Here is a 26,064-nt window from a genome sequence, read left to right on the forward strand (position 1 = left end):
AATCGCTAGGAGAATTCAAAGCGGCGCGACGCGGCGGCGTTCAGAGCGCAGCAGAATGCGGCACGCGATCGCACCACGACTCCATCACCTCGTGGACGATGTGCTCGCCGACGCGCGGGGCGCGCGCGGGCTGGCGCAGCGTCTCTTCCAGCTGGCGCGCGTCGACGCGATACTGCTGCGGCGAACGCCCGGTGGCCTGCCGGAAGACGCGCGCGAAGTAGTTCGCATCGGCGAAGCCGCAGCTCGCCGCGATCGTCTTCACGCTGAGCCGCGTGCGGCTGAGCGCATCGATCGCGTTCTGGATGCGCAGGCGGTTGATGCGTTCGACGATGCGCTCGCTCGTGGCGCGGTGGAAAATCTTGGAGAGGTGGTTCGACGAGCAGCCGACCTCGCGCGCGAGCGATTCCACGCTCAGCGTGTCGACCTGGATGTTGTGCTGGATCAGCCATTCGCACAGCGCGACCGGATCGGTGGACGCCGGCCGGTGCGAGGCGGGCGTGGCCACGAGCGTGCGCAGCAGCGAGAACTCCGCGAGCAGGAGGCCCTTGATCGCGAGCGCGTTCACCACGGGATTGCTGTCGTGGAATTCGCAGATGCGGTCGAGATACGTGATGAGGTCCTGAAACAGGTCGGTGGTGAAGAAATGCACGTCGTCGGCGCGCGGCACGCCGGGCGCCACCTCGTGTGCGACGTGCACGTCGACGGTGTTGTTGTAGTAAGAAACCACGACGTTCTCGAACGGCTCGCCGTCACCCCGCACCGTCTCGCCGTGGGGCATGCCCTTCGGCACGATGCAGACCTCGCCCGCGCGCAACGTCACGCGTTGCTCGGGAAACTCGAACTCCGTCACGCCTGCGAGCTGGATGAACAGCTCGGGTTTGAAATGATAAGGCATCCGCCCGTGCTGCTCGTAGAGTCGGCGCTGGCGCGGGATGTGGTAGCGCAGCTGGTTGCGCTCCAGCGCGTCGATCTGTCGGCCGAAGACTTGCGCGAACAAGGCATTCGAGGTGTGGCCGCCGCCTTTGAGGCTGGCTGCGAACGAAATCATGATGGGCCTTGGGGTGGAATGAGCGGGGCGGCGTCGGTCGCGAAAATCTCCGGGCCGAAAGGGACTTCGCGTCGAACAGGTAGCGTGGGGTTAGAAAAATCTATCGGCCGCCAATCTTGCGGTTTTCACAGGGGAGTCGACCGCAATACGGGAGAGAAACCCGTCCAGAACAGGAAAAATCTACGCTGCGCACTGCGCTTTGACTTTCCTCAAGGACCGGGGCGCGCTCTTCGGGCAAACTCATCGCCATGCGCAACGTCGCCCCCGCCCTCGCCGCGAACACTTCCTTCCGCTCGCTCGTCGTGCCGCGCGAGCACGGCAGCTGGTCGCTCGCGCTCGAGCCGGTCGCGCTCGGCCTGCTCGTCGCGCCGTCGTGGGGCGGCGCGTGGCTCGCGCTGGCGGTGGTCGCGGGATTCTTCACCCGCCGTCCGCTGAAGCTCGCCGCCACGCTTCCGCCCGCCGATCCGCGCCGCGCTGCCGCCTGGCGCTGGACGTCACTCTTCGCCGTTGTCGCCGTCGCCGCGCTGGCCGGCAGCGCCGGCGCGAAAGTTCTTAATGAGCAACTCTCCTCGGTCGGGGCACTTTGGGCGCTCTGGCCGTTGCTCCTCGCGGTGCCGTTCGGCGCGGCGTTCCTGTGGTTCGACTTGCGCGGCGAGATGCGCGAAGCGGAGGCGGAGATCGCCGGCAGCGCGGCGTTCGCGCTCGTGCCCGCGACCTTCGCCACGCTCGCCGGCTGGAGCGCGGGGGCCGCGCTTGCCCTCGCGGGCCTGATGCTCGCGCGGAGCGTGCCGACCGTGCTCACCGTGCGCACCTACCTGCGCCTCGCAAAAGGCAAGCCCGCCACCGCGCTGCCGGCGCTCGCGGGCGCCGGCGGGGCGTTGCTTGCCGTGATCGTGTTGGCAGTGCGCGGACTCGTCCCCAGCACTGCGGTCACTCTTGCACTGCTGCTCGCGGCGCGCACCGCGTGGCTGCTCTCGCCGCGCGCGCCGCTTTGGAGCGCGCGGCGCGCCGGTATCACCGAAGCAATCCTCGGCGCAGTCTTCGTCGTCGTCCTCACGCTCGCCTACGGCGTGCACTGAATCGCCGCGCGCGATCGGAAATTTCTCGCGGGCGCTTGACCCGCATCAAGGCGCGCGCGAGCGTCCGGCGTTATGCTCTCGGGAGAAAGTCCCAGACAAAACTCACGCCATGAACCGCAACCCTCACGACGACGCCATCACGCCTCCCGGCTACCGTCCCCGCTCCACGATGAAACATCCACGCATCACCGTCCTCGCGACGGCTGGCCTTGCCTTGGCCGCCGCGCTTTTCACCACGACCCTTGTCCACGCCAACGAAGGCCCCACCGACGCCAAAGGCCTCGTCATCCTTCCGCCCGAGGTCCAAGCGATGCCCGTCGAGCAGGCCATCCTCACCGCGCCGCCGCACGTCCCGCCGCCGATCACCCGCAAATACGCCGCGCGTGTCGTCGTTAATCTCGAGGTCCGCGAGGTCGTGGGCCGCCTCGCCGACGGCGTCGAATACACTTTCTGGACCTACGGCGGCAGCGTCCCGGGATCGTTCATCCGCATCCGCGAGGGCGACGTCGTGGAGTTTCACCTGAACAACCACCCGTCCTCGAAACTCCCGCACAACATCGACCTCCACGCCGTCACCGGCCCCGGCGGCGGCGCCGCGTCGACCTTCACGGCCCCGGGCCACAGCTCGCAGTTCACCTTCAAGGCGCTCAATCCCGGCCTCTTCGTCTACCACTGCGCCACCGCGCCCGTCCCGATGCACATCGGCAACGGCATGTATGGCCTCATCCTCGTCGAGCCGAAGGACGGACTCCCGCCCGTCGACCAGGAATACTACGTCATGCAGGGCGAGTTCTACACCACCGGCAAATACGGCGAGGAAGGTCTCCAGTCCTTCGACATGCAGAAGGCCATCGACGAGCGTCCGCCCTACGTCGTGTTCAACGGCGCCGTCGGCTCGCTCACGGGCGACAAGGCCATCACCGCCAAGGTCGGCGAGCACGTCCGCATCTACTTCGGCGTCGGCGGCCCGAACGTCACCTCCTCCTTCCACATCATCGGCGAAATCTTCGACAAGGTTTACCCGGAAGCCGGCCTCAGTCTCCCGAACGCCAACGTCCAAACCACGCTCGTCCCTTCCGGTGGCGCGTGCGCCGTGGAGTTCAAGGTCGATGTGCCCGGCACCTTCGTCCTCGTCGATCACTCGCTCACCCGCGCGTTCAACAAAGGCGCGCTCGGCATGCTCAAGGTCACGGGCCCCGAGGATCGCGTGACTTACTCCGGCAAGGAAATCGACGCCGTCTACTTCGGCGCCGCGGTCGACTCCGACGCCTCCAAGCGCGCCGCCGAACTGAAAGCCAAGATCGCCGCCGAGATCGCCAACAATCCCGCCATCGCCGGCCTCACCAAGGAAGCGCAGATCGAAAAAGGAAAACAGGTCTACATGGGCCTCTGCTTCGCCTGCCACCAGCCCGACGGCAAGGGCATGCCCGCGGTCTTCCCGCCGCTCGCGCAGTCCGACTACATGCTCGCCGACCGCGATCGCGCCGTCCGCATCGTGCTGAAAGGCCTCACCGGCCCCGTCACCGTCAACGGCCAGACGATCAACAGCGCCATGCCGCCGCAGGAAGCCGCGCTCACTGACGCGCAGATCGCGGACGTCCTCACCTACGTCTTCAATTCGTGGGGCAACACCGGCGACGCCTTCAAGGCCGACCACGTGAAAGCCATCCGCAACGAAGCGCGCAGCAACTGATCCGCGCGGCCAGGGTGGTCGTCGCTGTCCCAGCGGCGACAAACTCCCGCTCCCGCCTCGATCCACGCCGTCCGAAAAATCCTCCCGCCGTGTCCACGACTCTCGTCACCGTCCGCCGCACTCTTCCTGCCCCGGCCCGCACCGGCGCAGGCGCGGCGTGTTGCGGCCCGGACACGGCGGCGAATTTGTCCCAGGTTAGCGTCAGGGTATCAGTGAACTGCACTCCGGCCGCGGCGCATCGCACGCTGCTCGCGATCCAAGCGATCGCCGCGGCCGGAACCTTTTTCCGCCCGCTCCCGCGGCCGCGGCACCACGGAATTTGTCACCTATTAGGTGACAAACTCCGCCGGCTCGTCCCGGCGGCGCTCGTGTGCGCCAGCGTCGCATTGCTGGCCGCGCCCGTCACCCGCGGAGCCGGGGCGCGCGCGGCGGCGGTCGAAAACGCCACCACCGTCGTCATCCCGGCCGGCAGCTATGTCCCGCTCCAGCGTTCCGTGAAGGACCTCGCGAGCGTGCCCGTCGCCGCGTTCCGCTTGGACGTCACGCCGGTCACCAACGCCGAGTTTCTCTCCTTCGTCCGCGCCAACCCGAAATGGCAACGCTCGCGCGTGAGCCCGCTCTTCGCCGACGCCTCGTATCTCGAAACGTGGGCCGGCGACCTCGAGCCCGGCCCGCGCGCACCCGCCAACGCGCCGGTCGTGCGCGTCTCGTGGTTCGCCGCGCGCGCCTACGCTGCATGGGCCGGCAAGCGCCTGCCCACCGCCGCCGAATGGGAGCTCGCCGCCAGCGCCGGCTACACGCGCGCCGACGGCAAGAACGACGAGCAGCTCAACCGCGACCTCTACGCCTGGCTCGCGCGCCCCGTGCCGGCCGTGCTCCCCGACGCCGCGACCGCGCGTCCGAATTTCCACGGCGTGTGCGGCCTGCACGGCCTCGTCTGGGAATGGGTCAGCGATTTCAACACCGCCATGGTCACCGGCGAATCGCGCGCCGACTCCGGCCTCGAACGCGATCTCTTCTGCGGTGCCGGTTCGGTCGGCGCCAAGGACACGACCGATTACGCCGCGTTCATGCGGCAAGCGCTCCGCTCCTCGCTCCGCGCCAACAACACCACGTCCTCCCTCGGCTTCCGCTGCGCGCAGGACCTCTGAACGATCTTTCTCTTTCTTCTTTCTCCTAATCTTTCTCCGCGCCACGCCATGAACACCACGTCCTTCCCCACCCCAACGTCTTCCCGCCCCCCCGCGCCGAGTAACCCAATAGGTTACTCATCCCGCTCGCTCTCACTATGGGGCGGTAACCTATTAGGTTACTCCGTCCGTTTGGCCGCGGTCGGGGTCGCGCTTTCCGCCGCGATCGCGGTCAGCGCCGGCTCTTGCTGCAAGCCCGAGCCGAAACCGGAACCCAAGGACGCGTGCTGCGCCGCGGCCGAAAAGCCCGCCTCCGCGGAGAAGGCCGCTTGCTGCAAGCCCACGGAAGCCGCCGACACCACCACTGCACCCTTCACGCGCACCTCGCTCTACCAAGCCGACGGCTCCTTCACCGACGATTCGGGGAAATCCTTTCGCCTCGCCTCCCTGCGCGGTCGTCCCGTTGTGGTGAACCTGTTCTTCGCCACCTGCGGCTACGCCTGCCCGCTCGCCGTCACCGATCTGCTCGCCGTGCAAGCGCGCCTCTCGCCCACGCAGCGCAAGGACACCGTGTTCGTCCTCGTGTCGTTCGATCTCCAGCGCGACACCGTCGAGGCGCTCGCGCAATACCGCGCCGCCCGCCAGCTCGACGACAACTGGATCCTTCTCCGCGGCGACGACGCGTCCGTCCGCGAACTCGCCGCTCTCCTCGGCGTGAAATACAAACAGGAAGCCGACGGCTCCTTCGCCCACTCGAACCTCTTCACGATCCTCAACCGCGAAGGCGAAGTCGTCCACCAGCGCATCGGCCTGCAAAGCGGCATCGACGGCGCCGTCGCCGCGCTCACCGCCCTCTAAAAACCACCTTCGCGCGCCGCGGCGCTACCACAGGCGCACACGTGCGTCCGGGGCGAGGTAGAGCCGATCGCCGGGACGGATGTCGAAGGCGTCATACCACGCATCGAGATTGCGCGCCGTAGCGGCGCGAAACGCTTCCGGCGCATGGTTGTCGGTCTGCACTTGTCGGCGCAGACCCGCTTCGTCGGTCTTCGCCCGCCACGCGCGGGCGAAAGCGATGAAGAACTCGCGATTCTGCGCCCGCGTGTATTCCGCGTCGGCGGCGCGTGCGCCGAGCGCGTGGCGGTGCGCCTCGAAGGCGAGTTCCAAGCCCGCGAGGTCGGCGAAATTTTCCACCAGCGTCCGCTGTCCGTCGAGCGGCAGATCCGCGGCCCGGCGCGCGGCGAACTGCGCGATGAGGGGCTGCGTGGCGGCGGCGTAAGCGGCGCGATCCGCGTCGGTCCACCAGTTACGCAGTGCGCCTCCCGCGTCGTAGTCTGCGCCGAGCGTGTCCACGAAGTGGCACATTTCGTGGGCAAAGATCGCGCCGATCGACCCATAGAGCGCCGCGCGCGAAGCCGCCGGGTCGAACTTGGGCGGCTGCAGCAGCGCGGCCGCGAAGTTGTAGGAGTTGAGCAGGAGGTTGATCACCGCGCCGGATTGGTGCGGCGACATCGTCCACTCGCGGAGATCGACGGGCCGGTCGAGTCGGGCGAGCGCAGCGCGGTGGCGCCATTCCGCCACGCGGCGGCGGTTGCCAAAGGCGTCGTCGCGCGCGACCGTCAAGGCGGAGTCGTCCACCCAGGTCTCCGGGTGACCCGCGCTGAAATGCGCGACCCGCAATATCTCCTGCGCGCGCCGGCGACCCTCCGGGCTCAGCCAGCGAGCGGTGGCCACGCGGCGCTGGAAATGCGCGAGCATATCGTCGGCGACCGCCTGCACGCGCGCCTTCACCTCCGGCGGGAAAAATTTCTCCACGTAGGCCCGGCCCAGCAGCTCGGGCAGCGCACGCTCGAGCTCGGCCAGCGCGAGCTGTGGGCGCGCAGCGGTGGGTTCCGCGCGGGCGGCGGCAAACTCCGCCGGCAACACGTCCGCATGGCGCTGCACGAGGTGGAAACGGAGATAGTCCTGCCACACGGCCAAAGGCTGGGCGTCGATCTGCGCCGCGATGCCGGTCACAGCGGCCGGCTGCCAGACCGCGATCTCCGGCGTGGCCTCGAGTCCGGCGGCGCGGAAGAACTTTTCCCAATCGAGCCCCGGCGCCCGGGCGGGAAAATCGCTGCGGAGCCACACTTGGTCGGCGTTGCGCTCGTTGGCCGATTTCTCGTCGGAGACGTGCGTGCGCGCCAATTCCGTTTCGAGCGCGAGCACGGCGCGCGCTCTCTCCTCCGCGCGGTCGCAGCCGAGGCGACGCAGCGTCGCGGCGATGCCGGAAGCGTAGCGCGCGCGGCTTTCCACGGCTTCCGTCGTCTCGGCGGTGTAGGCCTCCGCCGCTCCGAGTCCGAGCCCGCCTTGCAGGAGATAGGCGTGGTGCCGGCCGTCGCCGCGAATGCCAAATTGCACCGCGAACCCGAAGACGTGCGGCGAGGAAAAGACGCCGGTGTTCAGCGGGTCACAATCGGCCCGCAGTTCGGCGCCGAGCCAGTCGGCCAGCGCACCTTTGTCCCCGAGCGCATCGATGCGCTGCAACAGCGGCTGGAGCGGGGCGATTCCGCGAGCCTCGATGGCCGCCGTGTCGAGGAACGCCGCGCGATAGTCGCCGATCTTTCGCGCCGTCGAACCGGGCGCGGCCTGCTCCGCGCTGGCAAACAGCTCGGCCATCTGTCGCTTCGTCTGCGCGGCGATTTCATCGCGCGCCGTCCAGCGGTTGCGCCCGGTGGGCAGCGCGGTGGCCTTGAGCCACGCGCCATTGGCGTAGGCGAAAAAGTCGTCGCCCGGATGCACCGCGATGTCCACGCCGTCATCGACGCGGGGCTGAGTCTGCCGGGGTTCCGTCGCGCCCTCGAGGACAGCGGCGAGAAACGCGAGTCCGACGCCGAACAGGAGACGCGTGGAAATCCGGCCCGCGCGGAAGCGCGACCCGCGAGGCGAGGCTGATTCGTGGTTCATTTTTTCCAGGGGGTAGAGAACGCGATCAGAGTCGCGCCCGATGGTTCCCGCACAATCGCCGCGAGCCCACTCGCAGTCCCGCCCGACGTAACGCGCAATTGGCACGACCAAACTGCGCCGCGTGGGTCGCGCGCGTCGCATCCGCGTCGCTCCTTATCGCGCGCAGTTCGCGCCATTATAGGCGGCGCGTCTTGACGCAGATCAAGGTTTTCGCCGCGACGGCCGGGTATCGTTCCCGGGTCAACGGCAACCACGGGCCGCTCCGACAACCTGCCCGTATTCATGAAATCCCTCGCCGTCTTCCCTCTCGCCGCCGCGCTCGCGCTCGCCGCCCACGCTGCCGAACCCGCCTCGCTCACCGACGCCGTCGCGCAAGGCAAGGTCTCGCTCAACGCCCGCCTGCGCTACGAAGGCGTGCAGCAGACCAATCTGCTCGACGCCAACGCGCTCACGCTCCGCACGCGCCTCGGCCTCACGACCGCGAAGTTCCACGGCTGGCAGTTCTCCGTTGAGGGCGAGAACGTCACCGCCTACGACGGCGACGCCTACAGCCAGTCCGGCCTCAATCCCGCCGCCGCCCGCCGCGCCGTCGTCGGTGATCCCGAGACGACCGAACTGAACCAGCTCTGGCTCGGCTACACTTTCGACAAAACCACCGCCACGATCGGCCGCCAGAAGCTCATCCTCGACAACGCCCGCTTCGTCGGCGACGTCGGCTGGCGGCAGAACCAGCAGACGTTCGACGCGCTCGTCGTGCAGGACAAATCGCTCAAGGACACGACGCTCACCTACGCCTACCTCGACCAAGTCAATCGCGTGTTCTCGCGCCGCCACGCGCAAGGCCGCTGGGATTCCGAGTCGCACGTGCTGAACGCCGCCTACACCGGCAACCCGCTCGGCACCGTCACCGGCTACGCCTACCTGCTCGATTTCGACAACTCCGCCGCCAACTCCTGCGCCACCTACGGCGTCAGCCTCGTCGGCGCGCAAAAGATCAGCAACGCCCTCAAGTTCACCTACCGCGCCGAACTCGCGACGCAGTCCGACTACGGCTCCAGCCCGCTGAGCTACTCCACCGTCTACCACTGCGTGGAGGCCGGCCTCGCGGCGAAGTCCGTCAGCTTCACGCTCGGTCACGAGCTGCTCGGTTCCGACAACAACGTCGGCTTCAAGACTCCGCTCGCCACGCTCCACGCCTTCAACGGCTGGGCCGATCTCTTCCTCGCCACGCCCGCCGCCGGCCTGCGCGACGTCTACGCCAAGGGCACGGCCAACCTCCCCGCAGCCGTCACGCTCACCGCGTTCTACCACTGGTTCGACGCCGCCAAGGGCAGCACTGATTTCGGCACCGAGACCGACGTGATGCTCTCGCGCAAGTTCGGCAAATACGTCACCGCGACGGCGAAGGCCGCCGACTTCCGCCGCGACAGCCTCGCCTTCGCCAACGTCCGCAAGGTCTGGCTCCAACTCGACTACGCGTGGTGAACCTCCATCGGGGATTCCCCGCTACTTCGCCTCGTCGCGCTTCTGCTAAACTCCTTCCATGAAACCCCCGGCGCCCCGCCTCCGTTTCTACCTCGCACTGACGCTCACCGGCGTGATCGGCCTGTTCCTCGGGCTCGGCAGCTACACGTTCACGTTCGCCCACGGCCTTTCGTATTTTTCCAACGACCCGAAGGCGTGCGTGAACTGCCACATCATGCGCGAGCAGTTCGACGGCTGGCAGAAATCCCCGCACCACGCCGTCGCCACCTGCAACGATTGCCACACGCCGCACGACTTCGTCCGGAAATACCTCACGAAAGCGGAAAACGGCTACTGGCACTCGAAGGGTTTCACGCTGCAGGACTTTCATGAGCCCATCATGATTCGCCCGAAGAACGTGGCCGTGCTCCAGGAAAACTGCGTCGCGTGCCACCAGCAGATCGTCGACGGCATCAACACCCACCCGGGCGATCCGCAGAAGATGCTCGATTGCCTCCACTGCCACCGCGACGTCGGCCACGGCCCCGTCCGCTGACCGCTCTTTCTCTTCCCTCTTTCTCTCAATCTTTCTCCTTCCCCGCCCCTCACCCGCCATGAACTCCCGCCTCTCCAGCCAACGCGGCCTCAGCATCGCCGGCTATCTCGGCCTGCTCGCCCTCTTCGCCATCGCCACGTTCGGTGTGCTGATGCTCTACCAGAACATCGTCGCCCGCAAAGCCGAGGCGACCAAGGACGTCTTCCGCGTCGTCGAAGTCAGCGACAAGACGATCGACCCCGCCGTCTGGGGCAAAAACTACCCGCGCCAATACGACAGCTACAAGCGCACCGTCGACACCGAGCGCACCAACTTCGGCGGCAGCGAGGCGTTCCAGCACCTCGACGCTGATCCCATGTGGCGCCGCATCTTCGCCGGCTACGCCTTCGGCATCGATTACCGCGAGGAGCGCGGCCACGCCTACATGCTGCAGGACCAGCGCGAGACCGAGCGCGTCACCAAACGCCCGCAACCCGGCGCCTGCCTCCAGTGCCACGCCTCGACGGTGAACCTTTATCTCGAGCAAGGCCTCAAGGCCGGCGCGCCCGCCGGCAAGGAGCACTGGGAAGAGCAAATGCAGAAGGGCTTCGAAGTCGTCTGCAAGATGCCCTACGCCGAAGCCACCAAGCTCGTCGAGCACCCGGTCTCGTGCATCGATTGCCACGACGCCGAGTCGATGGCGCTCCGCGTCAACCGCCCGGGCTTCCTCAACGGCATCCGCGCGCTCGCCAAGTCCGACTACCCGACGCCGCACCTGCCGAGCATCGAGCGCTGGCGCAAGGAAGGCCGCAAAGGCCAATACGAACCCAACAAGGACGCCACGCGCCAGGAAATGCGCTCGATGGTCTGTGCCCAGTGCCACGTCGAGTATTACTTCAAAGGCGAGGGCAAGCTCGTCACCTACCCGTGGGACAAGGGCCTGAAGGTCGAGCAGATCGAGACCTACTACAACGAGGTCGGCCACAAGGATTGGGTGCACAAGGAAACCGGCGCCAACGTGCTCAAGGCCCAGCACCCCGAGTTTGAAATGTGGAGCCAGGGCATCCACGCCCGCGCCGGCGTCTCCTGCGCCGATTGCCACATGCCCTACGTCCGCGAAGGCGCCGTCAAGGTCAGCAATCACCACGTCCGCTCGCCGCTCCTCAACGTCGCGCAGGCCTGCCAGACCTGCCACCGCGTCCCCGAGCAGGAAATCAAGGCACGCGCCCTCGCCGTGCAGGACCGCAACGCCGCGCTCCTCACCCGCGGCGAGAAGGCGCTCGTCGGCCTGATCGACGCCGTCGTCGCCGCGCAAAAAGCCGGCGCCACGGACGCGCAACTCAAAGCCGCGCGCGAATTCCAGCGCCAGGCGCAGTGGCGCCTCGACTTCGTCTCTGCGGAAAACTCCATGGGCTTCCACGCTCCGCAAGAGGCCGCGCGCATCCTAGCCGAAGCGATCGACTACGCCCGCCAGGGCGAACTCGCCGTCGCCCGCGACGCGAAGGCGGCCGCTCCCGCCGTCGGCACCGCCGCCGGCACACCGTAAATTTGGTTTGGTTCCGATCGAGAGGCGCGACTCGACCGAGTCGCGCCTCTTCGTTTTCCACGCCGCCGCGCGCCCCGGAACATTGGCTCGCGCCATCCGGTCGCATTTCGCAATCTGCCCCGATGCGCCCTGCGTATGTGCGACTCGCCCACTGGCTGTTCCGGCACCGACGCGCCGTCGTCATCGCGTGGCCGCTCGCACTGCTGCTGTGCCTGCCCGCCGCCCGCCGCGCGCCGGATTTTCTGCAAGCCGGCTCCGGGCAACTGCCCGGCACCGACTCGGCTGAAGTGGAAACCGCCCTCGCGCGCGACTTCGACCATCCGTTCACGCACAGCCTCGCGATCACGTTCGACTCCGCCACCGCACGCATCGACGCGCCGGAATTTCGCGCCGCACTCGCCGATTTCGCCTCCGCCCTGCGCGCGAGTCCCGCCGTGGCGCGCGTCGTGGTGCCGGACGAGCAGGTCGCCGCCCAATTTCGCGCTGCCGACGGACACTCCGTCGCGGTGCTGCTCGGGTTGAAGGCCGGCCGCTTCGACGAAGCCGAGGCCGCCGTGCCCGTCGTCCGCGCCGCCGTGCGCGCGGCGTGGCCGGCCGCGCGCTTCCCGGAGTGGAGCGTTCGCGTCACCGGTCGCTCCGCGATCAACTACGACCTCGGCGTCTTCAACGCGCACGACTCGCAGCGCGCCGAGCTGCGCGCGCTGCCGCTCTCGTTGATCGTGCTCGTCTTCGTGTTCGGCTCGCTCGGCGCCGCGGCGCTGCCGCTCGCCCTCGGCGTGGCCTCGACCACGGCCGCGCTCGCGGTCGTGCCGGCGCTGGCCTTGTTCACGCCGCTCAACATCCTCTACCAAAACGTCGTCACACTCCTCGGTCTCGCGCTCGGCATCGATTACTCGCTCTTCCTCGTCAACCGCTACCAAGAACAGCGCGCCGCCGGCGACGATTGCGAGAGCGCGCTCGCGACCACGCTCGCCACCACGGGTTTCGCCATCACGTGTTCCGGGTTGACCGTGTTGATCGGACTCGCCGGCTTGCTGCTCACACCGCTCTTCGAACTCCGCTCGGTCGGACTCGGCGGCCTCGTCGTCGTGGCGCTGAGCGTCGCGCTGTCGCTGACGTTGTTGCCCGCGCTGTTGGTCACGTGCGACCGCTGGCTCGGTTCGCCGCGCTGGCTCGCGCTCCGCATCGCTCCCGCGCAAAGCCAAACGCGTTGGGAAAAATGGACCGCGTTCGTCCTCCGGCGCCCCATCGCGGCGCTGCTGGTCGGCCTCGCGGGGTTGCTCGCGCTGAGCGCGCCGCTGCTGAAGCTGCACCCGGGATTCCCCGACCGCCCGTGGCTGCCCACGACGATGGAAAGCACCGAAGGTTTCGCCGTGCTCCAGAAAATGGGCGTCGCGCAGGAGGCGATGCCGTTTCTCGTGGTCGTCCGCGCCACGGACGGCGGCGAATTGTTCCCGCGCCATCTCGACGGCTTCATCGCGCTGTCGGATGAACTATGGGAAGACGCCCGGGCCACGCGCATCTTCGGTCCGGCGGACCTCGCGCCGATGGTGCCACGGTTCCTCGTGCGGGAATTCCACCGCGACCTCGAACGCCACCTCGCCGAGAAGCCGGAACTCGCCGCCATGATCCTCAGCCGCGACCGGCGCTCCGCGCTCGTGCAGATCGTCCTGCACGACGACGCGACCTACGGCGACACGCAGGAATACTCGCGCTGGCTGCGCGCGCGGCATGTGCCCGGACTCACGCTCGCGGTCGGCGGACACTGGCCTGGCGCGCTCGATTTCGACGCGATGCTGCTGCGGGCGTATCCCGTCGCCTTTGGTGCGGTGATCGCCGCGACCTTCGCGGTGCTGGCCTTCGCGTTTCGCTCGCTGCTGGTGCCGGTGAAGGCGCTGGTGTTGAACGCGCTGTCCGTCGCGGCGGCCTTCGGCGCGATGGTGGCGGTGTTCCAATGGGGTTGGGGCGGCGCGTGGCTCGGCCTCGACGGACCGACGGGCGCAGTGCCGCTCGTGATCCCCATCATGGTTTTCTGCCTCACGTTCGGACTGAGCATGGATTACGAGGTCATGATCCTCGCGCGCGTGCGGGAAGAGTTCCTCCGCATGCCTGACGGCGACGCCTCGGTGCGACGCGGGCTCGTGGCGACCGGACGCATCATCAGCGGCGCGGCGGCGATCATGGTAGTGGTGTTCGGCGCCTTCGCGCTCGCGGGCGTCGTGGTCGTGAAAATGTTCGGCTTCGGCCTCGCCGTCGCCGTGGCGGTCGACGCGCTCGTCGTCCGCGCGCTCATGGTGCCGGCGGCGATGAAACTCGCCGGCCGCTGGAACTGGTGGCCGGGCCTGCGCGGCGCGCCGGCGTCCAAGGAGGAATGAAACTCCTCGTCACCGGCGCCTCGGGATTCGTCGGCGGCGCGGGTGCCCGTGCCATGCGCCCGCAGCATGACTTGCGTCAAGGCGCCGCGCCGGGGTTTCCGCTACTCTTTCCGTCATGACTCCCGCCGCATGAAACCCAAATCCTTCAAAGTCTTCGACGTCCGGCCGCTGTTGGCTCAGGGCGAGGAACCCTTTCCGTTGATCCGCGCACGCGTCGATGCGCTCGATGCCACGCACGGCCTCACCGTCGTCGCGCCATTCCTGCCCGCGCCGTTGATCGAGTTGCTCAAGAGCGAAGGCTTTGAGTCGACGATGGAGCGCCGCACCGACGGCGCATGGGCCGTGAATTTTTGGAGGCAAAACCCATGAAAGCTATTCTCGCCAACGACACCGCCGGCCTCGCCGCGCTCGCCCTGCCCGACCGCGCGCCTGATCACGGCATCGTCTCACAGGCGCTCCTCACCGCGCCCGGCCTGCGCGCGACGCTCTTCCGCTTCGCCGCCGGACAGGAGCTCTCGGAACACACGAGTCCCGCGCGCGTGCTCGTGCAAGTTGTCGCCGGCGAGTGCGAATTTTCCGTCGCCGGCGAGCCACGCCTGATCAAGCCGGGCGAGTTGCTGCACTTGCCGCCCTCCGCGCCGCACGCCGTCAAAGCCGTCAGCGACCTCACCCTGCTCGTCATTCAAGCCACGCCGCCCGCGCGCGCGTGAGCCGCCGCGTTCAGGCGAGTTCGCGGTGCCGCTCGCGGTAGATCGCGCGCAGGCCGCCCTCGCGCCAGCCGAACGCCACGCCATCGAGAAAGTTCAACCAACCCACGTCCTCATGCCGCAACCCGACGAGCTGCTCGCGCACGGCCATGATGTTGATGTCGTGCGAAACGTGCAGATCGAGCGCGCGCGGCGTCGACGTCACCTCGGCGAGTCGCTCGCGGATGTGCGCGAGGATATCGCTCGCGCAACGATCGGCCGAATCGATGACAGCTGCGGGCAACTCGCCGCCACACCAGAGGCGCACGAAATGTTCGCCGTGCAACTCGAAGAGCCGGCCGAACTCGTCGCGATCGCGCGTGTAGCCGATGCCGAGCGACTCGTGCGCGCCGTGGATCTCGACCGTGGCGCCGGTCCGGCGCACGCCGCGCGCGATGCCTTCGGCCGTTTGCTGGCAGCGCAACACCGGACTGAAAAACAAGCGCACCCGCGCGAAATCCCCGAGCGCCGCGCCGAATGCCTCCGCGGCGGCGTGGCCTTCCTCGGTCAAGACGGCCAGCTCCGGATGCGCCGGATCGGTGATGGCGTGGCGCGCGGCATGCCGCAGCACGGCCGCCACCGGATGACCGGATCGGGCCTCGTTTCGCAAGGTTGCCAGAAGAGCTTCGCCACGCATCGTGAAAATTGATGCGCGGCCCACGCCCGCCAGGTCAAGCCCGCGTCCGCTCCACGCCATGCCCACGCCACCCCGCTCCGCCGACTTCAAACTCACCGGCCTCATCGGCACGCTGCGCTGCGCGCAGCTGTTCAGCGGACTCTCCGGCGAGGACCTGACGACGATCGCGGGCTTCACGCAGACCGTGGCGCTCGCGAAGGACGATTACCTTTTCCACGAGGGCGAAAGCTCGCGCGGCTGCTACCTCGTGCAGAGCGGCGCGATCAACGTCCACAAGGTCAACGCCGCCGGCAAGGAGCAGGTCATCCACGTCTTTCGCGCCGGCGAGTCGATGGCGGAAGCCTCGCTCGCCTCGCCCACCGGTTATCCGGCGAACGCGCGCGCCGTGGAACCGAGCACGGTGTTGCTCATCCCGAAGGCGCCGCTGCTGGAGTTGATCGGACGACGCCCGGATCTCGCCGTGCGCATGCTCGGCTCGATGAGTGCGCACCTGCGCGTGCTCGTCGGCATGCTCGACGATCTCACGCTCAAGGACGTGGAAACGCGCCTGCTCAACTGGCTCGTGAAACACGCGCGCGACGCGAAGGACGGCGTCGTCCCGCTGCGCGGCACCAAGCGCGTGCTCGCCGCCGAGCTCGGCACGAGCAGCGAAACGCTCTCGCGCACGCTCGCGCGCCTGCGCGATCAGAAGCTCATCACGGTCGCCGCGAAGAGCATCGCGGTGCACGACGGCGCGCAGTTGGCCGCGATGCTGCGCCACAACCTCGGCGAGGCGTAGAGATAGCGCCGGCGTCCCGCTCGCTCCGAAGGTGGCCCGCGACCTCCGGGCGCGGGTGCTCGGCGCGCGGATCCTCAGCCCCCGCCCGGAGGTCGGGGGCTACCTCGATCCGAACGCGACAAAGGTCGCGCTTACGTCAGCTCGCACGCGCCGCCGGCGCAGGCGGCGACTTCCTTGAGCTTCGTCTCGTCGGTCTGCTCGACGAGTTCGGTGTAGTTCACCGGATTGTATTTCAGCCGGTTCCACTTCGCGAAATCGTCCTCGGTCGTCACCGACTCGCGCGGCGCCTGCGGGTAGCGCTTGTCGCCGTCGTGGCCGAGCAGCGACACGCCAGTGAAGTGCTCGCGGTGCTTCCAGATAAACTCCGAGACCGCGCTCCACTCCTCGTTCTTCACCGTGCAAGTATTCGAGACGTTGTGGTGCAAACCGGGTGAGCGCGAGTTGGGCGCCTCGCCGTTGAGCACCCAGTGTTGTTGCACGAGTTGGACAAAGTGCAGGAAATCCACCGCGCCGATCTCGTCGCGCAGAATGGCGTGCGCCGGCGCCTCGACGGCGAAGGTGATCACGTCGTCCGTCTCCGGGCGGTAGACTGACGCCTCGGTCATGTGCGGATTGCTGGCGTGGAAATGCCGGTAGATCGGGTCCTTGCGGTTCGCCTGCACGCGACGGAAGTAGTGCCGCGCGTGGTGCGGATGGATGCCGGACGCCGCGCCGAGCAGGAGCGACGCGGTGCCCTCGGGCTTCACGCAGGTGACGCGCGCCGCCGGACGGATGCCGATGACGGACGCGACGATCTGGTTGGCCGCGCGGCAGAGGCGCGCGCCGCGCTCGAGCACGTCGGGGTTGAAGAGAATTTCCGGGTTGTCCATGAACCCGCAGATCGAGACGCCGAGCAGCGCGTCGCGCTCGTTGAGGTAGCGCGTCACCGGCCCGAGATACGGGATGTGCGTGTAGGACGCCTGGAGCGTGCCGATCACGGCGGCCTGGATGCAGGCGACGAGGAAGTCATCGACGGTCTGCAGCGCCGCGCCGTTGATCGTGCTAAGATTGCACATCTGCCAGCCGGAGAGCCGCGTGCCGGGCTCGACCGAACCGGTGTAGCCGAGCGCGCGGAGCTTCGCGACCTCCGCCTCGTCGTCGAGCGCGCCGCCGACGACCGGATGCAGACCGATTTCGCAGCAGGGGTTGCAGCCGTAGTCGGGATGATCGGCGAAGTAGAAGCCGGGCTCGCCGAACTCCTTTTGCGCGGCGAAGAGGCGGCGGAAGAGCGTGTCGTCCTGCGCGCCGCGCGGCAGCACGGCGGAGTTGTTCGAGGCGGAGCGCTGGGGGTTCTTCTCGAACCAGTTGCCGGTCTTCGCGGACATCATCTCCTCGTCATCCGGCGAGAAGAGGCAGATCGTCGCCGAGCGGCGGATGCCGCCGCTGAGCACCGCGCGCGCGGTGAACATGCAGATGTCGTAGACCTCGATCGGGCGGAGCTTGCGGCCCGAGGCGGTCGCGAGGATCGCCTCGACGTCGATCAGCGCCTGCTTGAGCGGCAGGTGGCCGGGCGCCTTGCCGCCGGCGGTGACGAGCGCCGCGCCGCGCGGGCGGATCGCGGAGAAATTGAACTCGGCCTTGAAGTGTTCGTAGTGGCTGCGCACGAGGAAGTGCAGCGCGTCGGACCAGCCTTCGATGGTGTCCTCGATCGTGTAGTGCTCGACGCGCAGCTCCATTTCCTCGCCGCGCACCGGCAGCGCCGGGAGCAGTTCGACGTGGTGGCGCTGCACCGAGAAGCCGCAGCCCGTGCCCGCGAGCAGCAGGAAGAAGTATTCGCGGAAAAACTCCACGCGATCGACCGGGCTGAACGAGCAGTTGAAGAGGCGCGCGTGGTTCTTGAGGATCGCGTCGCCGCCGAACTGCAGCGAGCGCATCGACGGCAGCACGCGCTTCATCGCCACGGCGCCGAACGCGCGGTGGATCGCGTCCTGCAGCGTGCCGCCGGCGAGCCACTCCGCGAGGAAACGGCGGTCGCCCGGCTGCACCGGCGAGCGGTCGTCAGGCGGCGGGAGTTTCTGCGTGAGGCGGTCCTTGAAGTGCTCGAGGTGCATGCCCATCACGCGGCGCGCGGCCTCGGGGAACGACTCGCGGCGACCGAGGTCGCGGCGGTAGCGCGCGTATTTCGCGGTCGCGATGTAGTCGCTGAGGCCGTTCTCCGTGTAGTGATTCAGGCGATTGGCATCTTTCTTCGCACGGTAGATGATGTAGCTGCGCGCGACCTCCCACTCGCCGTCGGCGGCGATGGCCTTCTCGACGGTATCCTGCACCTCCTCGATCGTCGGGTGACGGCCCTGGCGGTAGACGAGTTCGATCATGCGACCGACGCGCGCGGCGATCGCCTGGCAACGCGCGAACGTGTCGGCATCGAGGCCGTAGCGCGCGTCGGGATTGGCGCGCGCGGGATTGTCGGCGGCGCCGTTCTTCACCTCGAAGAAGGCGAGCGCGACGGCGCGCGTGACCTTGGCGTTGTCCCACGGCATCGTGGTGCCGTCGCGCTTGACGACCCGGCGGTCGGCGGCGGCGATGGCGGTGGTGGCGTGGCGGGAAGAGAAGCGAGCGAGTAAAGTTGCGGCAGTCATGTTCGTGCGGGGAAGCGCGCATCATACGAACGCGGACGCGACGCCGCTAATCATCGGTTGGCTTATCGCGTCGGTGACGCGCAAATTTCTGCGCAGCTTTTTCCGCGGAAAACCGGAAAAAGTTCTGGCCAATTTTTTCGGAGTTTGTTCGCCGCGCTTGGCGCGAGCTCTCAGCTCTCAGCTCTCAGCTCTCAGCTCTCAGCTCTCAGCTCTCAGCTCTCAGCTCTCAGCTCTCAGCTCTCAGCTCTCAGCTCTCAGCTACAGCCAACGCAACGCCACTGCTTGCGTCGTGAGCGCCAGCACCACCGCGTAGCTCGCCACAAAGCCGAACGACACCGCGTCCCAACGTCCGAACCAGTCGCGCACCCGCGCCGCGCGCAGCGCGCCATACCAGCCGGCCCAGAAGACTCCCGCCGCCGGAGGAACCGCGAACGCGATGTCCGACTCGAACGCGCGCCCGAGCAGCACGAACGCCGCCGCGAACGCCGCAACATGCAGCGCTCCCTCGGCCGTCCCCACGCGCCGGAGCGGCGCGGATGCTACGGTGACCTCGTCGTCCATGGCCGCAGTCTAGCGGGCTCGGGCCGCGGGAGCCATACGCAGGGCTGCGTAGGGCGGCTCCTCCGCCGGCGTCAGACGAGCGGCGGAATGCGCGAACTCAGCTCAAACGCTTTCACGTAAAACATGATCAGGAGCACCAAGCCGGCGATGCCGGCGACAAATCCGAGAAACGGGATGAACGCGCCCACGCAACAGATGCACATCCACAGCGCGAGCCCGCCGCCGCAATCACCGTGCGAATGCGCACCGTGTGCATCGTAATAAGCTTTCAGCGATTCGGCGACCTTGGGGTGCACGAAGAAATTCCAGATGAGCGAAAAGAACGGGATCAGCAGAAGGAAAGCGAGGCCGGGGCTCTGCCGCCGGAACTGCGGCGGAATACGGTTCAGCACCAGGTAGGCGAGCACCGCGGGGATGGCGGCAAACGCAAGTGCGAAGCCAAGGATGATAAGGATCAAAAGCAGTTCGGGACCACCCAAGCCGAAGATACCTCCAATGACGGGATGCATGTTTTCAGGATGTCGTGAATATTCGCTGCGGCGAAACTCGCCGCGCGTGGCCCGGACAAAAGGAGCCAGAAGCTAGCGCTGGCTCAAGACGGAACCAGCGAGGTGGCGGTGTCTCGCGTCCCATTCGCCGCGGCCGTGCCTCGGACGTCAGTTCGCCCGGCCGGTGCGGAGGTTTTGCGCGAGGCGGAGGATGTCGGAGAGCACGCCGGACGCGGTGACGTCGCCGCCAGCGCCTGCGCCGCGCACGACGAGCGGGAACTGGCTGTAGCGCTCCGTGTGGAATGCCACGAAGGCCTCCGCGCCGCGCAGGCCCGACGCCGGATGCGCCGCGTCGACGCCAACGGGAGCGACCGTAACTGACGAGCCATTCGCACCCGGTTCGATACGCGCGAGGTAACGCAACAGCTTGCCCTCGGCCTTGAACTTCGCGACGCGCTCCACGAACGCCGCGTCGGCGGCCGCGAGCTTGTCGATGAACTTTTCCGGGTCGTCCTCGCGCAGGTGTTCCGCGGGGACGAACGGCTCCAGCTTCACATCGGCGAGATCGAGTTGCAGTCCGAGTTCGCGCGCGAGGATCAGCGCCTTGCGGGCGACGTCGAGACCGGAGAGGTCGTCGCGCGGATGCGGCTCGGTGTAGCCGAGGTCCTTCGCCTTGCGCACGGCGGCGGAGAGCGGGACGCCTTGCGTGAGCTGTTCGCAGAGAAAGCCGAGCGTGCCGGAGAACGCGCCTTCGATGCGCACGACGACGTCGCCGGTGCGCACGAGGTTTTTCAGCGTCTCGATCACGGGCAGCGCTGCGCCGACGGTCGTTTCGTAGTGATAGGCGCGGTAGTGGCGGCGCGCCGCGGCGAACATCGCCTCGCGCTCGCCGCGCGGGAGCGCGAGCGGCTGCTTGTTGGCAGAGACGACGTTGATGCCGAGATTGAACGCCGCGATGTAGATGTGCTCCATGCCGGGCGAGGCGGAGCAGTCGACGAGCACCGGATTCGGCAGCCGCGCGAGCTCGGGCAACAGCTCCGCCACCGCGCGGCGCGACTTCGCCTCGGCGAGCGTCTTTGCCGCCGTGCCGGGCGCGTAGCCGGGCGCATGGAAAATGCCGCCCTGGCTGCCGGCGAGGCCGACGAGGCGGACGTTCACGTCGTGCTGCGAGCGCAGCGCGTCGCCGTGCGCCGCGAGCTGTTTCAAGAGGCTGCCGCCGACGATGCCCTTGCCGAGCAGCAGCACGTTCAGCTCCGCGTGCGCGAGATTGAAGGCCGCGTGCACGGTGCGGACGGCGAGCGCGGTTTCGCTGGCGTCGACGACGACCGAAATGCTGCGCGCCGAGGCGCCCTGCGCCATCGTGCGCACGGACACGCCGACGGTGCCGATCGCATGCAGCATGCGGCCGGCGACATTCGGGCGGCGACCCATCGACTCGGCGACGAGCGTGACGAGCGACACCGGCGAAAGCACCGGCCCGAGCGTGAGATCGCCGCGCATGAGATCGGCGGCGAGCGCCTGCTGGAGGATTTCCTTCGCGCGCGCCTCGTCCGCGACGGGCACGACCACGGTGAAAGTCTGTCCGAGCGTCGACTCGGTGCTGAGCCACACGCGCACGCCCTCGGCGTCGAGCGCGGCCACGGCGCGGCTGACGACGGGCCGGCCGATGCCCGTGCGGCGCGATTGCACGCCGATGAGCGAGAGGTTTTCGAGACTCGTGACGCACGTCGGACGCGCCGGGTCGGGATTGCCCGTGGCATCGATGCGCGTGCCGGGCGCGTCGGGATGCGTCGTGCTGCGGATGACGAGCGCCGCGCCGCATTCGCGCAACGGAATGATCGTCCGCGAGTGAAACATGCGCGTGCCGAAATACGCCAGCTCGAGCGCCTCGTCGTAGGAGAGCCGGTCGACCGGAGAGGCTTCGCGCACGAGATTCGGGTCGGCGGTCATCACGCCGAGCACGTCGGTCCAGACGGTGACGGCTTCGGCCTTGAACAGCGCGGCGAGCAGCGTGGCGGTGTAGTCGGAGCCGTTGCGACCGAGCGTGGTGGTGTGGCCGTCGCGCGTGCGGCCGATGAAGCCGGTCACGATCGGCGTGAGGCCGGTGAACGACGGCAGCAGCGCGTTGAACTTTTCCGCGGTGACGGCCTTGTCGACGGCGGCGTTGCCAAAGGTGGCGTCGGTCGCGACGAAGTCGCGCGCGTCGATCGCTTTCGCGGGGCAATTCCGTTCGCTGAGCGCGCGGGCGACGAGGGCCACGGAGATTCGTTCGCCGGCGCTGATGACGGCGTCGAGCGAGCGCGGCGAGCATTCGCGCGTGAGCTCGATGCCGGAGAGCGTGCGCTCGACGGGCGTGAGCACCTCGTCGAGGTCGGCCTTGAACGCGCGGAGACCATGCGGCGTGAGCACCGGGCGCGCGATGGTCGCGGCGAGTTCGCGCACGCGACCGAGTTCGCTGCGGGCCTGCGTGATCTCGCCGTCGGCGGCGGAGCGGGCGGCGAGGATGAGCCAATCCGTCGTGTCGCCGGGCGCGGAGACGACGACCGCCACCGGTTTCGGCGCGGCGGCGATGAGATCCAGCACGCGCGGCAGGCGGCCGGGTGTGCCGACGGACGAGCCGCCGAATTTGTAGATCTGCCAGGAGCTCATGAGGTCAAAGGGTCAGCGCGCGGCGCACGTGTTTCTCGAGCTGTTCCCACTCGAGCAGGAACGCGTCGTGGCCGTGCGGGCTGCGCAGCGTGGCGCGGGCGACTTTCGTGCCGTTTGCGCGCAACTGCTGCGCGAGCAGCTCGGATTGCGCGGGCGTGAAGAGCTGGTCGGTGTCGACGTCGACCACCAGCGCGGGCGCCGTGATGCGCGCGAGCGCGGGGCCGCGCGTGCCGGGCAACGGCGCGGTGAGGTCGTGGTAGTCCATCGCGTCGAGCTGCGACTCGTAGCATTGCGCGGTGAAGCGACCGTGGAGTTTCTTGCCGTGATGCTCGAGATAGCTGCCGATGGTGCGCGCGGTCTGTTTTTGCGCGAGGCCGGGCTCGGCGCGGTAGGTGAGCATCGCGATCTGGCGCGCCACCTCGAGACCGCGCGCGGCGTGGTGCGGATAACCGGGATCGAGGCGGAGCGCGCCGCGCGCGACGTGATTCCAGCCGACGGTCCACGGCGTCACGGTCGCACTGGTCGCGATCGGCATGAGCCGCGCGAAGCGCTGCGGGTCGCGCGCGCCGAGAGCGAGCACGACCATGCCGCCGAGCGAGCCGCCCGCGGCGAGTTCGACGCGCTTCAGGCCGAGCGCGTCGAGTCCCTGCAAAATCGCGCCGGCGAGATCGACGCTCGTGAGCTGCGTCTTCTTCGACTTCGGCCAACCTGGCATGCCCGGGGCGCTGCTGCCGTAGAACGAACCGAGATTGTTGAAACAGAGGATGCGATGCTTCGCCGGATCGAGCACGCGGCCCGCACCGATCAGCGGCTCCCACCAGCCGTCCTCGCCGCCGGCCTGCGCGCTGCCGGTGAGCGCGTGCACGAGCAACACAGCCGGCACATCGGGCAACGGCTCGGCCGGCGTATCGCCCTCGCGACTCCACCACCACGCTGCGATGCGATGCCGGCGCACGACTCCGCCGCGCGCCAGCCGGAGGTCCGGCAGCGCGAGGATGAAGTGCTGCGGCGCTGCGGCAGGACATCGAGTGGCCATGGCGGTGGAGCGCACCAAACGCACGACACCGTCTCAACGCCCCACCAAGTCATAGCTCTACGCCTTTCGGCTCATTCGCGATATGACATGGAATCAGGCGCCGGTGACCGGTCCGCGTGTTGCGACGCCGCGCGGGCTGCGCGCCAATCGCCGCATGTCCGTTTTCCGCTCCCTGCCGCTCGGCACGCCCATTCCCGGCTCGCTGCACTCCGTCTCGTGCAGCCTGCCGACGATGGCGGACGTGATCGGCTACGAGGAGCGCGACGCGCGCGTGCTCGAGGCGATGCGCGCGGGCTATCCGCGATTCGCAGTGCACCCGCTGGTGCAGGAGCTCACGCGCCTGCTCGCGGAGGATCTGGCGAAGCCCGGCGAACAAGCCTGGCCCGTGCTCAACGCCCGCGCCGCCGCCGCGCTCGTCGCGCAACTCGGCGCGGATCGCGCGCGCGCCACGGCGCATGGCGGCATCGCGGTCGTATTACACGCCGCCGAACCGGAACTCGCCACGCGCGCCAAGCTCTGGCTCCAGCACACGGGCGGCTTGCTCAGTTCGCGCGGCGCGGAGGATGCGCTTGCGCGGCTCGGTCGACGCGCGGTGGTCGGCGAGCTATTATTCGCCGGCGACGCCCGCGCGGCGATCGAGGGCGCGCTGCTGCCGCTCTTCGGCGGCGCGACGGCGCGCGATCTGTTTCTGGCCGGCAGCGGCATGGGCGCGATGCACGCGGCGTTCCGCGCCATCTCGCGCGTGCAGGGCGCGCGCGGACGCACGGCGTGGGTGCAGCTCGGCTGGCTCTACCTCGACACGATCGCGCTGCTGAAGAAGTTCACGCCCGAGCCGGCGCGCGATCACCTCGTGCAGCACGACGTCACCGATCTCGCGGCGCTGGAAAAACTCTTCGCGGAACACGGCTCACGCATCGCGGGCGTCGTCACCGAGGCGCCGACGAATCCGCTGCTCCAGACCGGCGACCTCGCCGCGATCAAGGCGCTGACGCACCGCCACGGCGCGCGCGTGATCGTCGACCCGGCGATCGCCTCGCCGTTCAACGTCGATGTGCTGCCGCACGCCGACATCGCCGCGTTCAGCCTGACGAAATACTCCTCGCACGAAGGCGACGTGATGGCGGGCGCCGCGGTGATCAATCCCGCCGGGCCGGACGCCGACGCGCTCCGCGCGGTGCTCGGCGACGAGCTCGATCCGCCCTACGCCCGCGATCTGGCGCGCCTCGCCGCGGAAATCCAAACCGCGCCCGACGTAGTGCGGCGCATCAATGCCACGACGCCTCTCGTCGCCTCGTTCCTCGAACGGCATCCGCGCGTCGAACGCGTGTGGTGGTCGCAGCAGCGGACCACGCGGGACAACTACGCGCGCATCGCGCGCTCGCCGGAAGCCGTCGGCGCGGTTGTCTCGTTCACGCTGCGCGGTGCGCTGGCCGGATTCTACGACCGCCTGACGCTACCCAAGGGCCCGAGCTTCGGCATGGCGACGACCCTGATCTGTCCTTACGTCTACCTCGCGCACTACGATCTGCTGCCGCATCGCGGCGGCGGCACGGCGCTGCGCGACGCCGGACTGCCGCCGGAACTGTTGCGGCTGTCGGTCGGCACCGAGCCGGCGGGAGACATCGTCGCGGCGCTCGACGCCGCGCTGGAGTAAGACGCCGGACGCGCGGCGCGCTCAGCCTTCGTGCAACAGGCGCCCGATCTCGGCATCGAGCCGCTCGGGCGGGACGTTGGCGGCCGCGAGCCGCCCGGTGCGGTCGAAGAGGAACACGGACGGGATGGATGTGATCGCGAAACGCTCGGCGAGTTCGTTCCGGCCCTCGGCGTTGAGGAGAAAATGCTGCGGCCAGGTCAACCCGTGCTGGCGGACGAAGGCCTCCAGTTTCGCGCGGGTGCCGACCCGGTCGAGCGAGACGCCGACGATCTCGAGACCGGCGGCCGCGTGCGTGTCGCGCAGTTGCCGGAGGTGGGGCAACTCGACGAGGCAGGGCTGGCACCAAGTGGCCCAAAAATCGAGCAGCACGACCTTGCCGCGCAGCTGCGCGAAATCGACCTCGCGGCCGTCGAGGGCGATGAAGCGCAGCTCGAACGGCGCCTGGCCGATCAGGCGCAGGAATTGCCGCCGCGTCGCCACCTCGCGCAGCAAGGCGTGCGGACTGACCGCGAGACGCTCCACGATCGCGCCGGCGGCGGCGGGGTCCAGGCTCTCGAGTCGCTCGAGCGCGCGCAGCTGGATGAGGCGGGCCTCCTGATTCGCGCCGAAGCGGCTGACGTGCTCGTCGAGCCGCCGCTGGATCGCGAGCAATTGCGCGGCCGTGGGACTCTCCCCGCTGCGGATCGTTTCCTCATCGAGCAGGAGCAACGAGGCCTTTTCGCGAACGTCCATCGGCACGTCGGTTCGCTCGACGGCCTCGACGATCAATTGGTGCAGGCGGGCGTCGAAGGGCGGCGCGGCGGCGGCGGGATCGGGCCAGGGACGAAACTCGCGGAGATAAACGGCCACCGCCCAGCGTCGGGCATCCTGCGGATAGGTGTCGAGGAAGGCGGTGCCGAGGCGCTGCAAGCCTTCCACTTTGCGTTCCCACCATGCGTTCTTTTCCGCCTTGGTGGCGCCGGCGGGCATGGGAACGTTGCGCACCTGTTCGAATTCGGTCCAGGCACGATCGGCCGCGGGTTCAGCGGCGAGGCAAGCGGCGGCGGCCGCGAACAGGGCGATCAGGAGCGGGCGGCGCATG

General features: G+C 68.5%; 21 protein-coding genes. 12 read left to right on the top strand and 9 right to left on the bottom strand.

All coding sequences use genetic code 11. From position 1 onward, the window contains the following. Positions 1 to 40: 40 nt before the first annotated feature. Positions 41 to 1,048 carry a helix-turn-helix domain-containing protein gene (locus tag KF715_10065; protein ID MBX3737024.1) on the bottom strand — a complete coding sequence of 336 codons (1,008 nt, stop codon included), beginning with the start codon at positions 1,046 to 1,048 and terminating at the stop codon, positions 41 to 43. Positions 1,049 to 1,296: 248 nt separating this feature from the next. On the opposite strand from KF715_10065, the gene KF715_10070 reads away from it, so the two are divergent. The 4 genes from KF715_10070 to KF715_10085 all read left to right on the top strand — a co-directional run bounded on the left by KF715_10070 (position 1,297) and on the right by KF715_10085 (position 5,808). Further along, a complete protein-coding gene (locus KF715_10070) occupies positions 1,297 to 2,127 on the top strand; it encodes a YwiC-like family protein (protein MBX3737025.1) in 831 nt (276 codons plus the stop codon). Positions 2,128 to 2,236: 109 nt separating this feature from the next. Then, positions 2,237 to 3,820: a nitrite reductase, copper-containing gene (gene nirK, locus KF715_10075; GenBank protein MBX3737026.1), complete on the top strand. Its 1,584-nt coding sequence runs from the start codon at positions 2,237 to 2,239 to the stop codon at positions 3,818 to 3,820. Positions 3,821 to 4,032: 212 nt separating this feature from the next. After that, entirely contained in the window at positions 4,033 to 4,971 is a 939-nt protein-coding gene (locus KF715_10080; protein ID MBX3737027.1) for a formylglycine-generating enzyme family protein, read from the top strand. A 48-nt stretch (positions 4,972 to 5,019) separates the two neighbouring features. Continuing rightward, on the top strand, positions 5,020 to 5,808 hold the full coding sequence (locus tag KF715_10085) for an SCO family protein (GenBank protein ID MBX3737028.1): 789 nt from the start codon (positions 5,020 to 5,022) through the stop codon (positions 5,806 to 5,808). A gap of 24 nt (positions 5,809 to 5,832) precedes the next feature. Here KF715_10085 and KF715_10090 read toward each other — a convergent pair whose 3' ends face one another. Then, positions 5,833 to 7,896: a M13 family metallopeptidase gene (locus KF715_10090; protein ID MBX3737029.1), complete on the bottom strand. Its 2,064-nt coding sequence runs from the start codon at positions 7,894 to 7,896 to the stop codon at positions 5,833 to 5,835. Between the two features lie 282 nt (positions 7,897 to 8,178). Here KF715_10090 and KF715_10095 point away from each other — a divergent pair, with 282 nt between their 5' ends. The 6 genes from KF715_10095 to KF715_10120 all read left to right on the top strand — a co-directional run bounded on the left by KF715_10095 (position 8,179) and on the right by KF715_10120 (position 14,526). Beyond that, positions 8,179 to 9,381: an alginate export family protein gene (locus KF715_10095; GenBank protein ID MBX3737030.1), complete on the top strand. Its 1,203-nt coding sequence runs from the start codon at positions 8,179 to 8,181 to the stop codon at positions 9,379 to 9,381. 58 nt (positions 9,382 to 9,439) lie between these two features. Then, positions 9,440 to 9,916, top strand: coding sequence for a cytochrome c nitrite reductase small subunit (gene nrfH, locus KF715_10100; GenBank protein ID MBX3737031.1), 477 nt, complete (start codon positions 9,440 to 9,442; stop codon positions 9,914 to 9,916). A gap of 58 nt (positions 9,917 to 9,974) precedes the next feature. Continuing rightward, positions 9,975 to 11,441 (top strand): ammonia-forming cytochrome c nitrite reductase subunit c552, encoded by a 1,467-nt coding sequence (locus tag KF715_10105; GenBank protein MBX3737032.1) that lies wholly within the window; start codon positions 9,975 to 9,977, stop codon positions 11,439 to 11,441. 122 nt (positions 11,442 to 11,563) lie between these two features. Continuing rightward, positions 11,564 to 13,816 carry an MMPL family transporter gene (locus tag KF715_10110; protein MBX3737033.1) on the top strand — a complete coding sequence of 751 codons (2,253 nt, stop codon included), beginning with the start codon at positions 11,564 to 11,566 and terminating at the stop codon, positions 13,814 to 13,816. Between the two features lie 129 nt (positions 13,817 to 13,945). After that, complete coding sequence (locus tag KF715_10115) at positions 13,946 to 14,185, top strand: DUF2249 domain-containing protein (protein MBX3737034.1); 240 nt, start codon at positions 13,946 to 13,948, stop codon at positions 14,183 to 14,185. Next, positions 14,182 to 14,526 (top strand): cupin domain-containing protein, encoded by a 345-nt coding sequence (locus KF715_10120; GenBank protein MBX3737035.1) that lies wholly within the window; start codon positions 14,182 to 14,184, stop codon positions 14,524 to 14,526. The genes KF715_10115 and KF715_10120 overlap by 4 nt, the downstream gene beginning before the upstream one ends. Positions 14,527 to 14,536: 10 nt before the next feature. Here KF715_10120 and KF715_10125 read toward each other — a convergent pair whose 3' ends face one another. Then, complete coding sequence (locus KF715_10125; GenBank protein ID MBX3737036.1) at positions 14,537 to 15,172, bottom strand: histidine phosphatase family protein; 636 nt, start codon at positions 15,170 to 15,172, stop codon at positions 14,537 to 14,539. A gap of 85 nt (positions 15,173 to 15,257) precedes the next feature. Between KF715_10125 and KF715_10130 the strand changes: the two genes are divergently transcribed. Beyond that, positions 15,258 to 15,977: a Crp/Fnr family transcriptional regulator gene (locus KF715_10130; GenBank protein ID MBX3737037.1), complete on the top strand. Its 720-nt coding sequence runs from the start codon at positions 15,258 to 15,260 to the stop codon at positions 15,975 to 15,977. A gap of 131 nt (positions 15,978 to 16,108) precedes the next feature. On the opposite strand, the gene KF715_10135 is transcribed toward KF715_10130, so the two are convergent. The 5 genes from KF715_10135 to KF715_10155 all read right to left on the bottom strand — a co-directional run bounded on the left by KF715_10135 (position 16,109) and on the right by KF715_10155 (position 23,329). Next, positions 16,109 to 18,595 (bottom strand): recombinase, encoded by a 2,487-nt coding sequence (locus KF715_10135; GenBank protein MBX3737038.1) that lies wholly within the window; start codon positions 18,593 to 18,595, stop codon positions 16,109 to 16,111. Positions 18,596 to 18,853: 258 nt separating this feature from the next. Then, positions 18,854 to 19,156 (bottom strand): hypothetical protein, encoded by a 303-nt coding sequence (locus KF715_10140; protein MBX3737039.1) that lies wholly within the window; start codon positions 19,154 to 19,156, stop codon positions 18,854 to 18,856. Positions 19,157 to 19,227: 71 nt separating this feature from the next. Then, positions 19,228 to 19,665 (bottom strand): hypothetical protein, encoded by a 438-nt coding sequence (locus KF715_10145; GenBank protein ID MBX3737040.1) that lies wholly within the window; start codon positions 19,663 to 19,665, stop codon positions 19,228 to 19,230. 147 nt (positions 19,666 to 19,812) lie between these two features. Further along, positions 19,813 to 22,293 (bottom strand): aspartate kinase, encoded by a 2,481-nt coding sequence (locus KF715_10150; protein ID MBX3737041.1) that lies wholly within the window; start codon positions 22,291 to 22,293, stop codon positions 19,813 to 19,815. A gap of 4 nt (positions 22,294 to 22,297) precedes the next feature. After that, positions 22,298 to 23,329, bottom strand: coding sequence for an alpha/beta fold hydrolase (locus tag KF715_10155; GenBank protein MBX3737042.1), 1,032 nt, complete (start codon positions 23,327 to 23,329; stop codon positions 22,298 to 22,300). 154 nt (positions 23,330 to 23,483) lie between these two features. Here KF715_10155 and KF715_10160 point away from each other — a divergent pair, with 154 nt between their 5' ends. Next, the gene (locus KF715_10160; protein MBX3737043.1) at positions 23,484 to 24,983 is read left to right on the top strand and encodes a PLP-dependent transferase; all 1,500 of its coding nucleotides are present in this window, start codon (positions 23,484 to 23,486) and stop codon (positions 24,981 to 24,983) included. Positions 24,984 to 25,004: 21 nt separating this feature from the next. Here the strand turns inward: KF715_10160 and KF715_10165 are convergent, their stop codons facing one another. Beyond that, positions 25,005 to 26,063 carry a TlpA family protein disulfide reductase gene (locus KF715_10165; protein MBX3737044.1) on the bottom strand — a complete coding sequence of 353 codons (1,059 nt, stop codon included), beginning with the start codon at positions 26,061 to 26,063 and terminating at the stop codon, positions 25,005 to 25,007. Between the last annotated feature and the right edge of the window lies 1 nt (position 26,064).

It is taken from the genome of Candidatus Didemnitutus sp., from assembly GCA_019634575.1.
Taxonomy (GTDB): Bacteria; Verrucomicrobiota; Verrucomicrobiia; order Opitutales; family Opitutaceae; genus Didemnitutus.